Genomic DNA, 13,856 nt, shown 5'->3' with positions numbered 1-13,856 from the left:
GTCGGGAGCGGACCGGGGCCGCTCAGACGAGGAGTTGGCGGTCGGTGGGCTTGATGGGGCGCGGCAGGTTGGTGCCGCCGGTGAGCCACTGGTCGACCTCGGCGGCGCAGGAGCGGCCTTCGGCGATCGCCCAGACGATGAGCGACTGGCCGCGTCCCGCGTCTCCGGCGACGTAGACGCCTTCGACGTTGGTGGCGTACGCGCCGTCGCGGGCGATGTTGCCGCGGTCGTCCAGGTCCAGCCCGAGTTGTTCGATGAGGCCGTTGGCGCGGTCGGTGCCGGTGAAGCCCATCGCGAGGAAGACGTAGTCGGCGGGGATTTCGCGCTCGGTGCCCTCGACGGGCTGGAAGCGGCCGTCGACCATGGTGACCTCGACGAGGCGCAGGGCCTTGACGCGGCCGTCTTCGCCGCCGACGAACTCCTGGGTGTTGACGGAGTAGACGCGTTCGCCGCCCTCCTCGTGGGCGCTGGCGACGCGGTAGATCATCGGGAAGGTCGGCCACGGCTGGGTCGCGGGGCGTTCCTCGGACGGCCGCGGCATGATCTCCAGCTGGGTCACCGACGCGGCGCCCTGGCGGTGGGCGGTGCCGAGGCAGTCGGCACCGGTGTCGCCGCCGCCGATGATGACGACGTGCTTGCCGGCGACGTCGATCGGCGAGGTGACGAGGTCGCCCTCCTGGACCTTGTTGGCGTAGGGGAGGTATTCCATCGCCTGGTGGACGCCGCCCAGTTCGCGGCCGGGGACGGGCAGCTCGCGCCACGCGGTGGCGCCGGCGGCGACGACGACGGCGTCGTAGCGGCGGCGGAGGCCGGCGGCGTCGACGTCGGTACCGATCTGCATGCCGGTGTAGAACTTGGTGCCTTCCGCGCGCATTTGCTCGATGCGGCGGTTGATGTGGCGCTTCTCCATCTTGAACTCGGGGATGCCGTAGCGGAGGAGCCCTCCGATGCGGTCCGCGCGCTCGTAGACGGCGACGGTGTGGCCGGCGCGCGTGAGCTGCTGCGCGGCGGCGAGGCCGGCGGGGCCGGAGCCGATGACGGCGACGGTCTTGCCCGAGAGGCGCTCGGGAGGCTGGGGTGCGACGTTGCCGTCGTCCCAGGCCCGGTCGATGATCGACACCTCGACGTTCTTGATGGTGACGGCGGGCTGGTTGATGCCGAGCACGCACGCGGATTCACAGGGCGCGGGGCAGAGGCGTCCGGTGAACTCGGGGAAGTTGTTGGTGGCGTGCAGGCGTTCGGCGGCGCCTTCCCAGTCCTCGCGCCAGACCAGGTCGTTCCACTCGGGGATGAGGTTTCCGAGGGGGCAGCCGTTGTGGCAGAACGGGATGCCGCAGTCCATGCAGCGTCCGGCCTGCTTGGTGATGATGGGGAGGAGGGTGCGCTCCTCGTAGACCTCTTTCCAGTCGCGGATGCGCACGTCGACGGGGCGGCGTGTGCCGTGCTGCTGGGGGGTGGTGAGGAATCCCTTCGGGTCAGCCATGTGCCGCCTCCATCATCTTCTGGACGGTCTCGGACTCGGTGAGTCCGGCCTGCTCGGCGGCGTCCTTGGCGGCGAGCACTGCCTTGTAGTCCCTCGGCATGATCTTGCCGAAGCGCCGGGACGCGGTGTCCCAGTCGGCGAGGAGTTGTTCGGCGATCGTGGAGCCGGTCTCCTCGTAGTGGCGCCGCACGACGTCGTGCAGTTCCGCGAGGTCGGTCGCGGTGGGTTCCTCGATGCCGGCCAGTTCGGTGTTGATGTTGTCGCGGTCGAGGTCGAGGAGGTAGGCGACGCCGCCCGACATGCCCGCGGCGAAGTTGCGCCCGGTCGGGCCGAGGACGACGGCGCGTCCGCCGGTCATGTACTCGCATCCGTGGTCGCCGACGCCTTCGGCGACGACGGTGGCGCCGGAGTTGCGGACGCAGAAGCGCTCGCCGACGCGGCCTCGGATGAGTATGTCGCCGCCGGTGGCGCCGTACGCGATGGTGTTGCCGGCGATGACGTTGTCTTCCGCGGCGAAGGCGGCGTCGCGGGCCGGGCGGAGGATGACGCGTCCGCCGGAGAGGCCCTTGCCGACGTAGTCGTTGCCGTCGCCTTCGAGGCGGAGGGTGACCCCGCGGGGGACGAACGCGCCGAACGACTGCCCGGCGGAGCCGGTGAGGGTGATGTCGATGGTGTCGTCGGGCAGGCCCGCGCCGCGGTACCGCTTGGTGACCTCGTGTCCGAGCATCGTGCCGACGGTGCGGTTGATGTTCTGCACCGGCAGTTGGATACGGACGGGTTCGGCCTTCTCCAGGGCGTCGGCGGCCAGCTGGATGAGCTGGTTGTCGAGCGCCTTGGTGAGGCCGTGGTCCTGGACGGTCGTGCAGGAGCGGGCGGCGCCCTCGGGAAGCTCGGGCACGTGGAAGAGCGGTGCGAGGTCGAGGCCCTCGGCCTTCCAGTGGTCGACGGCCGCGGTGGTGTCGAGCAGTTCGGCGCGGCCGATTGCCTCGTCGAGGCTGCGGAAGCCCAGGGCGGCGAGGTGTTCGCGGACTTCCTCGGCGATGAACTCGAAGAAGTTGACGACGTATTCGGCCTTGCCGCTGTACCGGGAGCGCAGCTCGGGGTTCTGGGTGGCGACGCCGACGGGGCAGGTGTCCAGGTGGCAGACGCGCATCATGACGCAGCCGGAGACGACGAGCGGCGCGGTCGCGAAGCCGTACTCCTCGGCGCCGAGGAGCGCGGCGATGACGACGTCGCGGCCGGTCTTGAGCTGGCCGTCGGTCTGCACGACGATGCGGTCGCGCAGGCCGTTGAGCAGCAGCGTCTGCTGGGTTTCGGCGAGGCCCAGCTCCCAGGGGCCGCCCGCGTGCTTGAGCGACGTGAGCGGGGAGGCGCCGGTGCCGCCGTCGTGTCCGGAGATGAGGACGACGTCGGCGTGGGCCTTGCTCACGCCGGCCGCGACGGTGCCGACCCCGACCTCGGCGACGAGCTTGACATGGATCCGCGCCTGGGGGTTGGCGTTCTTCAGGTCGTGGATGAGCTGCGCGAGGTCTTCGATCGAGTAGATGTCGTGGTGCGGGGGCGGCGAGATGAGGCCGACGCCGGGGGTGGAGTGCCGGGTCTTGGCCACCCAGGGGTAGACCTTGTGGCCGGGCAGCTGGCCGCCTTCGCCGGGCTTGGCGCCCTGCGCCATCTTGATCTGGATGTCGTCGGCGTTGACGAGGTATTCGGAGGTGACGCCGAAGCGGCCGGAGGCGACCTGCTTGATCGCGGAGCGGCGCTCGGGGTCGTACAGGCGCTCGGGGTCCTCGCCGCCTTCGCCGGTGTTGGACTTGCCGCCGAGGCGGTTCATCGCGATGGCGAGGGTTTCGTGCGCCTCCATGGAGATGGAGCCGTACGACATGGCGCCGGTGGAGAAGCGCTTGACGATGGCGCTGACCGGCTCGACCTCGTCGATGGGGACGGGTGTGCGGCCGGTGTCCGCGAACCGGAACAGGCCGCGCAGGGTCATCAGCCGCTCGGACTGCTCGTCGACGCGCGAGGTGTACTTCTTGAAGATGTCGTACCGGCGCTCGCGGGTGGAGTGCTGGAGCCGGAAGACGGTCTCGGGGTCGAACAGGTGCGGTTCGCCCTCGCGGCGCCACTGGTACTCGCCGCCGATTTCGAGGCGGCGGTGGGACGGCGCGATACCGCTGGGCGGATAGGCCGTGGCGTGGCGTTGGGCGACCTCGCGGGCGATGACGTCGAGGTCGATCCCGCCGAGCTTGCTGGTCGTGCCGGTGAAGTACTCGGCGACGACGCCGTCGGCGAGGCCGACGGCCTCGAAGACCTGTGCGCCGCGGTAGGAGGAGACGGTCGAGATGCCCATCTTGGACATGACCTTCAGGACGCCCTTGCCGAGCGCCTTGATGAGGTTCGCGATGGCCTTGTCGGCCTCGATGTCGCGCAGGAACACGCCGTCGCGGACGAGGTCCTCGACGGACTCCATCGCGAGGTAGGGGTTGACCGCGGCGGCGCCGTAGCCGATGAGCAGGGCGACGTGGTGGACCTCGCGGACGTCGCCGGCCTCGACGATGAGGCCGACCTGGGTGCGGGTCTTGGTGCGGATCAGGTGGTGGTGCACGGCGCTGGTGAGCAGCAGCGAGGGGATGGGCGCGTGCTCGGCGTCGGAGTGCCGGTCGGACAGCACGATGATGCGCGCGCCGTTCGCGATGGCGGTGGTCGCCTCGGTGCGGATCTCCTCGATGCGGCGGCGCAGGGCGTCCCCGCCGCCGTCGACCGGGTAGAGCCCGGAGATGGTGGCGGCCTTGAGGCCGGGCATGTCCCCGTCGGCGTTGATGTGGATGAGCTTGGCCAGCTCGTCGTTGTCGAGGACCGGGAACGGCAGGACCACGTTGCGGCAGGCGGCCGGGGTGGGGTCGAGCAGGTTGGTCTGGGGGCCGACGAAGGTGCCGAGCGAGGTGACGAGTTCCTCGCGGATGGCGTCCAGCGGGGGGTTGGTGACCTGGGCGAAGAGCTGTACGAAGTAGTCGAAGAGCAGGCGCGGCTTGTCGGAGAGCGCGGCGATGGGGCTGTCGGTGCCCATCGAGCCGAGGGGTTCGCCGCCGGTGCGGGCCATGGGCGCGAGGATGACGCGGAGTTCTTCCTCGGTGTAGCCGAAGGTCTGCTGGCGGCGGCTGACGGACGCGTGCGTGTGGACGACGTGCTCGCGCTCGGGCAGGTCCCGGAGGTTGACGAGTCCGGCGTGCAGCCACTCGCTGTACGGGTGTTCGGCGGCGAGGGCGGACTTGATCTCGTCGTCCTCGACGATGCGGTGCGCCTCGGTGTCGACGAGGAACATGCGTCCGGGCTGGAGCCGGCCCTTGCGGACGATCCGCGCGGGTTCGATGTCGAGGACGCCGACCTCGGAGGACAGGACGACGAGCCCGTCGTCGGTGACCCAGTAGCGGGAGGGCCGCAGGCCGTTGCGGTCCAGGACGGCTCCGATGCGGGTGCCGTCGGTGAAGGTGACGCAGGCGGGTCCGTCCCAGGGCTCCATGACGGTGCCGTGGTAGCGGTAGAAGTCGCGGCGCGCGGCGTCCATGGAGGTGTGGTTCTCCCACGCCTCCGGGATCATCATCAGGACCGCGTGGGGCAGGCTCCGGCCGCCGAGGTGCAGCAGTTCGAGGACCTCGTCGAACGACGCGGAGTCGGACGCCCCGGGGGTGCAGATCGGGAACAGCCGCGACAGGTCGCCGGGGATGAGGTCGGTGGCGATCATCGACTCGCGGGCGGCCATCCAGTTGCGGTTGCCCATGACCGTGTTGATCTCGCCGTTGTGCGCGATGAAGCGGTACGGGTGGGCGAGCGGCCACGCCGGGAACGTGTTGGTGGAGAACCGCGAGTGGACCAGGCCGATGGCGGACGTGAAGCGCCGGTCGGACAGGTCGGGGAAGAAGGGTTCCAGCTGGCCGGTGGTCAGCATGCCCTTGTAGACCAGGGTGCGCGCGGACAGCGACGCGAAGTAGACGTCGACCTCGCGTTCGGCGCGCTTGCGCACGCAGAAGGCGAGGCGGTCGAGCGCGATGCCGTCGCGTTCCCCCGTGGCGTCGGCGACGAAGACCTGTGCGAAGCGCGGCATCGTGGCGCGCGCGGTCGTACCGACCAGCTCGGGGGTGGTGGGGACGTCGCGCCAGCCGACGACCTTGAGGCCTTCCTCGGCGGCGATGCGCTCGATGGACGACTTGGCGCGCCCGGCGTGGACGTCGTCGTCGGGGAGGAACGCCATACCGGCGGCGTAGGCGCCGGCCCGGGGCAGGTCGAAGCCCGTCACGGCCCGGAAGAACTCGTCCGGGATCTGCGTGAGGATGCCCGCACCGTCACCGGTGTCCGGTTCGGCGCCGGTGGCGCCGCGGTGCTCCATGTTGCGGAGCACGGTCAGCGCCTGCTGGACGATGTCGTGGCTGGGCTCGCCGGTGAGCGTGGCGACGAAACCGACTCCGCAGGCGTCGTGCTCCATGCGCGGGTCGTACAGGCCCTGGGGCGCGGGAGACGCCGAGAAGAGGGGGCTGCGGCGGGGTGTGGGTGCAGCAGGAGGCATGGGCGCTCCCGTCGTCGTCGTGGCGTTTGGTGCGCAACAGGGACGACGTTGGCCCTCTGCGATTTCGTGCAGGTTACACGATCAGTTGTGGCATCCGGAACACAAGACATCGTTGTCTCGTCATTCGGACACCTCGGGGTAAATCGGGGCGTGGGTGTCCGGTTTCCGCGTGTCACCGCCGCCGCGCCCATGGCTCATTCCCGGGCGTCCGTTCACCGAAACGGTCGATCACGCGTACCGCGGATGGTCATTGCGTGAACGGCCGGTTTCCGGTGACGGCGGTGTTACGTGGGTCTCGGTGGATCTCGTGGGGTGGGACGGATGAGCGGTGTTTCCGGTCAGCCGATGCCCTGGCCGATGGCCATGCCCAACAGGTAGGTCAGGCCACCCGCGACCGTACCGAGCAGAAGCTGGCGCAGGCCGCCGAACCACCACGGCTTGGCCGTGACGTGCGACACGGCGGCACCGGCGACGAACAGACCGGTGAGTGTGAGGATGATCGCCGGCCACAGCGAGGTGGCGCCGAGCAGGTACGGCAGCAGCGGCAGGATCGCGCCGACCGCGAACGCCGCGAACGACGCGCCCGCGGCGAGCCAGGGGGACGGCAGGTCGTGCGGGTCGACGCCCAGCTCCTCGCGGGCGTGGATCTCCAGGGCCTGATCGGGGTCGCGCGACAGCTGCGCGGCGACCTCGTGGGCGAGTTTCTCGTCGAGTCCGCGCGCGATGTACAGCTCGGCGAGTTCGTGGCGCTCGGCCTCCGGCGCGCGGACGAGTTCGCGCCGCTCGACCTCGACCTCGGCCTGGGCGAGTTCGCCCTGCGAGGCGACCGAGGTGTATTCGCCGGCGGCCATCGAGAACGCGCCGCCGGCCAAACCCGCGAGCCCGGTGATCGCGATGGTCGACGCGGTGGCGTTGCTGCCGGCGACGCCCGCGATCAGCGCCGAGTTGGAGACGAGGCCGTCCATCGCGCCGAAAACCGCGGGCCGCAGCCAGCCTCCCGCGATGTCGCGGTGGCTGTGGTCGATCTGGGGTTCACCGCCGTCGTGCACGGCCGTGCCCTGCGAACCGAGGGGTCGGGCCGACGCCCCGGCCATCGCCGCGGCGTCGCGTGCCCCGCCGGTGCCGCTCACGTGTGACCCTCCTCGCGGGACGCCTCTGGCCTTCGGTGTCTTTCGACGCTACCGCGCGGCGCGAGGCCTCACCAGCAAGGCAAGGCTGACCAAACGTGCAGGTCAGACGGGCTGCTCGGGGTTGCGCACGCGTTCTCAGGAACGTGTCGAACCGTCCTTGGAACGCTCGCGCGGGGCTTCTTCTTCCCGTTCCCCCGCATCCGCGTCCGGGATCTCCGCGGCGGACTCGACGGGGTCGCCGCGCTCGTCCTCCCGGTCGGCCGCGGCCGGCTCGTCGTCGGCTCGGTCCGCGTCATCGTCCCCGCCCTCGCCTTCGCCTTCGACCGGCCGGGTGCCCTTGAGCGAGGCGGGCTCCTCACGGGCGGGGTGCCGCTGCGCGGAGATGGAGATGTACGCGAGGGCGCCGGCGAAGACGAGGATCGAGGTCCAGTTGTTGAGCCGCATGCCGAGGAAGTGCTCGGCCTCGTCGATCCGCAGGTATTCGACCCAGAACCGGCCGATGGTGTACGCGGCGACGTACAGCGCGAACGCGCGGCCGTGGCCGAGTTTGAACCGGCGGTCCGCCCAGATCACCAGCGCGGCGACGCCGACGCACCACAGGGACTCGTACAGGAACGTCGGGTGGTACGTGCCGGCGATGCCGTCCGGGCTGTGATCGGCGTCGATCTTGACGGCCCAGGGCAGGTCGGTGGCCTTGCCGTACAGCTCCTGGTTGAACCAGTTGCCCCAGCGCCCGACGGCCTGCGCGAGGACGATGCCGGGGGCGAGGGCGTCGGCCATCGCGGGCATCGGGATGCCGCGCCGGCGGCACGCGATCCAGGTGCCGACGCCGCCGAGGAGGATCGCGCCCCAGATCCCGAGCCCGCCCTTCCAGACGGCGAACGCCTGCATGGGGTCGCCGCCGTCGCCGAAGTACGGCCCGGGTGTGGTGATCACGTGGTAGAGCCGCCCGCCGACCATGCCGAACGGCACGGCCCACACGGCGATGTCCATCACCGTGCCGGGACGGCCGCCCCGGGCGATCCAGCGGCGTTCGCCCAGCCAGATGGCCACGATGACGCCGATGATGATGCAGAGCGCGTACCCGCGCAGCGGCAGCGGTCCGAGGTGCACGACACCGCGTGACGGGCTGGGGATGTATGCGAGATCCATGGCAGGGACGAAACTACCTTGCCGATCGCGCCCGCGGGGAGCCGCGCCGGTCACGGATCGGCGGCGAGGCCCGGCTCGACCGCGTCGCCCGCGGCGGAGGGCGGCCACCGCGGGGGAGATCACCGCCCGTGGCGGCCCGTCTGCGGACGGAGGGCGACGGGGCGGAGGGCTCGCCGAGGACGTGAGCGCGCGGTGCGGCGCGGGAGGCCCGCCGGGGCCTTCGGGCCGGCGCGGTGTGAGCAGCGCCACGATCCACGCGACGGCCCGGCCCCGGGTGTGCTCCTCGCCCGGACGGCGGGCCGCCGGTCGCGGCGTGCCCGCCGGACGCGGGCTCGTCGCGTCCGGCGGGCGGCGGCGGTCAGCCGGTCTGCGGGATCGTGGCGATGATCTGCTGGACCTGGGCGCGGAAGGCGTCCGGGCTCATGATCTGGTTGCCCTCGGTGTACTTCAGCTTCTGGTTGTTCATGGCGATGGTCGGGGTGCCGGTGACCTCGGAGTCGCCGACCTTCGCGTTGTTGAAGTCCTCCTGGGACGCCTTCACCCACGGCGCGAACGACAGGTCGTTGACGCACTGGTCGAACGCGGGGCTCCGGAGGCCGGGGACCTGGTCGGCCAGTTCGAGGAGGTACGACTTGTCGGCGAACTTGTCGTTGGTCTCCTCGGGCTGGTTGGTGTACAGGACGTCGTGGTACGCCTTGAACTTGCCGGCGTCCTGCGCGCACGCCGCGGCGTTGGCAGCGTACTTCGAGCCGTTGCCGCCGAGGTTGCGGTCGAGGAACGACGCGATGTGGAAGTCGACCCGGATCTGTCCGGCGTCGGCCATCTGCTGGATCGTCGGGCCGAGCGTCCTCTCGACCTGGTCGCAGATCGGGCAGCGGAAGTCTTCGTAGATGGTCATGACCGGCGCGTTCGGGTTGCTGCCGTACGAGATCACGGTGCCGGTCGTGTTGGCGGGCTGCCGCAGGGGCTGGTCGGCGACCTTGGCCCAACTGGACTCGTTCTTGCTGGACTCGGAGTTGCCCACCACGATGCCGATCGTCGCGGCGACGGCGAGGACCGCGACGACCGAGCCGCCGATGATCAGCGCGCGCTTGCGCTTCTCCACCGCTTGTCGGCGGGCGCGCTCCGCCTGCATGCGCTCGCGGGCGGAGCGCTTGCCGTCGTCGTTCTTCTTGCTCATGTCCTCAGGTCACCGTCTATCTGTCGGTCGGGCGTGTGTGAACGGGTCGATCGCGCCGCGAAGCCGGGTCGAAGCCTGAAATGTCGGGCGGGTGAAGGCACGGCAGGGCGTCGGTCAGTTTGTCGGGCGGGGACCCTGCCGGGTTCCCGGCTTTTTCGCGCGGCGCGAGCGCGGGGGGCGGTAGGGGTCAGTCGTCGTGCGGGTCGTCGTCCTCGGGAAGGTCGTCGACGGCGAGCCAGGCGTCGGCGGACAGCCGGGTGCGGGGCAGGAAGAGCAGCCACACCGCGGGCACCATGAACGCCAGGTCGCGCAGGATCTCCTGGAGGTACTTCGTCTGGTCGGGCGCGATCGGCCCGCCGCCGCCGAAGCATCCGCAATCGATCGCGAGGCCGCGTGACCACGCCTGCGCGATGCCGGCGATGAAGACGACGAGGAGCAGCGCGGACAATCCCGCGACGATGCGCGTGCCGAGCCCGATCAGCAGCAGCGCGGCAAGCCCGAGCTCGAGGTACGGCAGGGCGTACCCGATGGGTTCGACGAGGCTTTCGGGGAGGACGTCGAACGCGCGCACGGCCTGCGCGGCCTGTGCGGGGTTGGCGGCCTTCTCCCAGCCGGCCCACGCCCAGACGACCGCGAGGCCTATGCGGGCGGCGACGCCGATCCACGGCAGCGCGCGGCGGAGCGCGGGGCGGCCGGCTCCTCCGCGGGCGGTGGTGTCGGCGACGAGTGCGGCGTTCATCGCGTCCTCCGATGCGGGTGGCGTGCTGCCGGGGTCGTGCCGTGCGAGCCCATGCGGTTGACCTCCAACGCGGACGGTGTGGGGCTGGCCCTTTGTTTAACCGTCTGAGTGGGCGCGAGGTTCCTGCATCCGGGGTAACTCGTTGAAGTCAAACGGCGGCGGGCGGTTGCCTCCCGGTGGAAGCAACCGCCCGCCATGATGCCATCTAGTTGGGTTTGTCCAAATTTGCCGCCGGAGCCGGTGGCACGCGCTCAGCGCCCGGCGCGCACTCCCTCGGCCAGCCCCGCGGCGAGCGCGCGGACCGCGTCGACGCCGGCCTGGTCGGTTGCGGCGTCGAGCAGCGCCCGGACGAACGCCGAGCCGACGATGACGCCGTCGGCGTACCCGGCGATCTCGGCGGCCTGGGCGGCGGTGGAGACCCCGAGGCCGACGCAGACCGGCAGGTCGGTGACCTTGCGGGTGCGGGCGACGAGTTCGGCGGCGCGCTCCCCGACGGTGGCGCGGGTGCCGGTGATGCCCATCGTCGACGCGGCGTAGACGAAGCCGCCGCAGGCGTCGGTGGTGAGCTTCAGCCGGGCGTCGGTCGACGAGGGCGCGACGAGGAAGACGCGGTCGAGCCCGTGCTTGTCGGTCGCGGCGATCCAGTCGGCGGCCTCGTCGGGGATGAGGTCGGGGGTGATGACCCCGGCGCCGCCGGCCGCGGCGAGTTCCTCGGCGAACCGGTCGACGCCGTACCGCTCGATGGGGTTCCAGTAGGACATGACCAGCGCGGCGGCCCCGGTTTCGGCGACCGCGCGCGCGTTGGCGATGACGTGGTGGGTGTTGGTGCCGTGGGCGAGCGCGTGTTCGACGGCGCGCTGGATGACGTGCCCGTCCATCTGCGGGTCGCTGTAGGGCAGCCCGATCTCGATGATGTCGCAGCCGCCCTCGACCATCGCGCGGGCGGCGGCGGCCGAGCCCTCGGCGGAGGGGTACCCGGCGGGCAGGTAGCCGATGAGGGCCGCGCGGTTCTCGGCGCGGCAGGTGGCCAGGACGTGCGAAAGGCGGGTCACTGCTGGTCCTCCTCGCGGACGTCCGCGTCGAACAGGTCGAAGTAGCGGGCGGCGGTGTGCATGTCCTTGTCGCCGCGCCCGGAGAGGCTGACCAGGATGGTGGCGTCGGGGCCGAGTTCCCGGCCGATCTCGATGGCGCCGGCGAGGGCGTGGGCCGATTCGATGGCCGGGATGATGCCCTCGGTGCGGCACAGGAGGTGGAACGCCTCCATCGCGGCGGCGTCGGTCACCGGGCGGTATTGGGCGCGACCGGTGTCGTGCAGCCACGCGTGCTCGGGGCCGACGGCCGGGTAGTCGAGCCCGGCGGAGATGGAGTGGCTCTCCTGGGTCTGGCCGTACTCGTCCTGGAGCAGGTACGTGCGGGCGCCGTGCAGGACGCCGATCGCGCCGCCGGTGATCGAGGCCGCGTGCCGCCCGGTCTCGACGCCGTCGCCGCCGGCCTCGAAGCCGTACAGCCTGACGCCCTCGTCGGGGATGAACGCGTGGAAGATGCCGATGGCGTTGGATCCCCCGCCGACGCACGCCGCGACGGCGTCGGGCAGCCGGCCGGTGAGGTCCAGGACCTGCCGGCGCGCCTCGACGCCGACGATGCGCACGAAGTCGCGCACCATGGCCGGGAAGGGGTGCGCCCCGGCCGCGGTGCCGAGCAGGTAGTGGGTGTTGTCGACGTTGGTGACCCAGTCGCGGAGGGCTTCGTTGATGGCGTCCTTGAGGGTGCGCGACCCGATGGCGACAGGCACGACCTCGGCGCCGAGGACGCGCATGCGGGCGACGTTGAGCGCCTGGCGCTTGGTGTCGGCCTCGCCCATGTAGACGACGCAGTCGAGCCCGAGGAGGGCGCAGGCGGTCGCGGTGGCGACGCCGTGCTGGCCGGCGCCGGTCTCGGCGATGACGCGGGTCTTGCCCATGCGCTGGGTGAGGAGCGCCTGCCCGAGCACGTTGTTGATCTTGTGCGAGCCGGTGTGGTTGAGGTCCTCGCGCTTGAGGAGGACGCGGGCGCCGCCGGCGTGTTCGGCGAAGCGGGGCGCTTCGGTGATGATGCTGGGCCGGCCCGCGTAGTCCGTGAGCAGGCCGGTGAACTCGGCCTGGAACTCAGGGTCGGTCTTGGCCTTCTCGTACGCGACGGTCAGTTCGTCGAGGGCGGCGATGAGCGCTTCGGGCAGGAACCGGCCGCCGAAGACGCCGAAGTGGCCGGACGGGTCCGGCTGGGATGCGGAGGTTGCCTCACGGGACATATGCGTGTCGATCCTCTGGGCGAGGTTGTTGGGACGCCGGGCGGGTCCGGGGCCTGGTGACGGCCGGGCCGCGAACGGCACGCTGTCGCCGGTGCGTTGGCACCGCACCGGGGACGGCCACGACTGACGGGGGGTCAGCGGTGGCGCCATCGCCTCCCGGGGACCTGGCCGGGCTCGCATCCGATGACGAACCGGACCCGGCGGCCGAGCACGCGGCGGGCGGGCGCGCGACAGCCGCGCGGCTTCGCGCCGCGCGCGAAACGCCCGGCCAGGTCACGGCAGTTCACGGGCACACCGCCTCGGGCACGTGGCGGGCTTCGGAGCGCTGGTTCATGGTGGGGGGTGCGGTCGTCCGGGTCAGCCGCGTCCGTGGCGCAGCGCGGGGTGCGCGCCGGCGGCGACGAGGTCGGCGACGCTGCTGCGCGGGTCGCGGCCGGTCACGAGGGATTCGCCGACGAGGACCGCGTCGGCGCCGGAGTTGGCGTACGCGATGAGGTCGTGCGGGCCGCGTACGCCGGATTCGGCGATGCGGACGACGGTGTCGGGGATCATCGGGGCGATGCGGGCGAAGTTGGAGCGGTCGACCTCAAGGGTCTTGAGGTTGCGCGCGTTGACGCCGATGATCTGCGCGCCGGCCTCCAGCGCACGCTCGGTCTCCTCCTCGTCGTGCACCTCGACGAGCGGGGTGAGGCCGATCGACTTGGCGCGCTCGATGAGCGAGACGAGCGCGTTCTGTTCGAGCGCGGCGACGATGAGGAGCGCCAGGTCGGCGCCGTGTGCGCGGGCTTCCCACAGCTGGTAGCTCGTGACGATGAAGTCCTTGCGCAGGACCGGGATGTCGACACGTGCCCGGACGGCGTCGAGGTCGTCGAGCGACCCGCCGAAGCGGCGCTGTTCGGTCAGCACGGAGATGACCGCGGCGCCGCCGGCCTCGTAGTCGGCGGCGAGCCCGGCGGGGTCGGCGATCGCGGCGAGTGCGCCCTTCGAGGGGCTGGACCGCTTCACCTCGGCGATGACGGCGACGCCGCCGGCGCGCAGGGCCCCGAGGACGTCCTTCGCGGGGGCCGCCGCGGCGGCCATGTCTTTGATCTCGTCAAGTGGCACCCGGGCTTGTCGCTCGGCGAGGTCGGCGCTCACACCGTCGATGATCTGGTCGAGCACACTCACGCTTTGCTTCCCCTCGTCACAGGTGACGGACTGGAGTGGTCCGACCGGGTCGCCGGACCGGGTGTCCCACAACGCCCGCGTTGTCCGATGGTTCCGGCCTCTTCGATGGTATCGGCCCGGCGGAGGGCCGAGTGTCCCGCGTGCCGCCGAAGAGACGCAG

Annotated in this window: 10 protein-coding genes; all 10 read right to left on the bottom strand. The window is 71.3% G+C overall.

From position 1 onward, the window contains the following. Nucleotides 1-22: 22 nt before the first annotated feature. Entirely contained in the window at nucleotides 23-1,483 is a 1,461-nt protein-coding gene (locus LO772_RS24940) for a glutamate synthase subunit beta (protein ID WP_231774269.1), read from the bottom strand. Then, a complete protein-coding gene (gene gltB, locus LO772_RS24935) occupies nucleotides 1,476-6,041 on the bottom strand; it encodes a glutamate synthase large subunit (RefSeq protein WP_231774268.1) in 4,566 nt (1,521 codons plus the stop codon). The genes LO772_RS24940 and gltB overlap by 8 nt, the downstream gene beginning before the upstream one ends. 338 nt (nucleotides 6,042-6,379) lie before the next feature. Next, nucleotides 6,380-7,171, bottom strand: coding sequence for a VIT1/CCC1 transporter family protein (locus LO772_RS24930; protein ID WP_231774267.1), 792 nt, complete (start codon nucleotides 7,169-7,171; stop codon nucleotides 6,380-6,382). A gap of 135 nt (nucleotides 7,172-7,306) precedes the next feature. Continuing rightward, nucleotides 7,307-8,323 (bottom strand): prolipoprotein diacylglyceryl transferase, encoded by a 1,017-nt coding sequence (gene lgt / locus LO772_RS24925; protein ID WP_231774266.1) that lies wholly within the window; start codon nucleotides 8,321-8,323, stop codon nucleotides 7,307-7,309. Nucleotides 8,324-8,681: 358 nt separating this feature from the next. After that, nucleotides 8,682-9,503, bottom strand: a complete 822-nt coding sequence (locus tag LO772_RS24920) for a DsbA family protein (protein ID WP_231774265.1) — start codon at nucleotides 9,501-9,503, stop codon at nucleotides 8,682-8,684. 187 nt (nucleotides 9,504-9,690) lie between these two features. Then, nucleotides 9,691-10,242, bottom strand: a complete 552-nt coding sequence (locus LO772_RS24915) for a MauE/DoxX family redox-associated membrane protein (RefSeq protein WP_231774264.1) — start codon at nucleotides 10,240-10,242, stop codon at nucleotides 9,691-9,693. A 251-nt stretch (nucleotides 10,243-10,493) separates the two neighbouring features. Further along, nucleotides 10,494-11,294, bottom strand: a complete 801-nt coding sequence (gene trpA / locus LO772_RS24910; protein WP_231774263.1) for a tryptophan synthase subunit alpha — start codon at nucleotides 11,292-11,294, stop codon at nucleotides 10,494-10,496. Next, nucleotides 11,291-12,529: a tryptophan synthase subunit beta gene (gene trpB / locus LO772_RS24905; protein ID WP_231774262.1), complete on the bottom strand. Its 1,239-nt coding sequence runs from the start codon at nucleotides 12,527-12,529 to the stop codon at nucleotides 11,291-11,293. Before trpB ends, trpA begins: the two co-directional genes overlap by 4 nt. A 134-nt stretch (nucleotides 12,530-12,663) precedes the next feature. Then, nucleotides 12,664-12,822 (bottom strand): tryptophan biosynthesis modulator TrpM, encoded by a 159-nt coding sequence (gene trpM / locus LO772_RS36395; protein ID WP_443089310.1) that lies wholly within the window; start codon nucleotides 12,820-12,822, stop codon nucleotides 12,664-12,666. A 64-nt stretch (nucleotides 12,823-12,886) separates the two neighbouring features. After that, the gene (gene trpC, locus LO772_RS24900) at nucleotides 12,887-13,696 is read right to left on the bottom strand and encodes an indole-3-glycerol phosphate synthase TrpC (RefSeq protein ID WP_231774261.1); all 810 of its coding nucleotides are present in this window, start codon (nucleotides 13,694-13,696) and stop codon (nucleotides 12,887-12,889) included. Between the last annotated feature and the right edge of the window lie 160 nt (nucleotides 13,697-13,856).

It is taken from the genome of Yinghuangia sp. ASG 101 (assembly GCF_021165735.1).
Classification (GTDB): Bacteria; Actinomycetota; Actinomycetes; order Streptomycetales; family Streptomycetaceae; genus Yinghuangia.
This window is presented reverse-complemented; position numbering and strand designations above follow the sequence as displayed.

What these genes read in the sequence shown, in the direction of transcription:
- LO772_RS24940 (WP_231774269.1), bottom strand. Translation starts at nt 1,483, where the DNA reads ATGGCTGACCCGAAGGGATTCCTCACCACCCCCCAGCAGCACGGCACA.
- gltB (WP_231774268.1), bottom strand. Translation starts at nt 6,041, where the DNA reads ATGCCTCCTGCTGCACCCACACCCCGCCGCAGCCCCCTCTTCTCGGCG.
- lgt (WP_231774266.1), bottom strand. Translation starts at nt 8,323, where the DNA reads ATGGATCTCGCATACATCCCCAGCCCGTCACGCGGTGTCGTGCACCTC.
- LO772_RS24920 (WP_231774265.1), bottom strand. Translation starts at nt 9,503, where the DNA reads ATGAGCAAGAAGAACGACGACGGCAAGCGCTCCGCCCGCGAGCGCATG.
- LO772_RS24915 (WP_231774264.1), bottom strand. Translation starts at nt 10,242, where the DNA reads ATGAACGCCGCACTCGTCGCCGACACCACCGCCCGCGGAGGAGCCGGC.
- trpB (WP_231774262.1), bottom strand. Translation starts at nt 12,529, where the DNA reads ATGTCCCGTGAGGCAACCTCCGCATCCCAGCCGGACCCGTCCGGCCAC.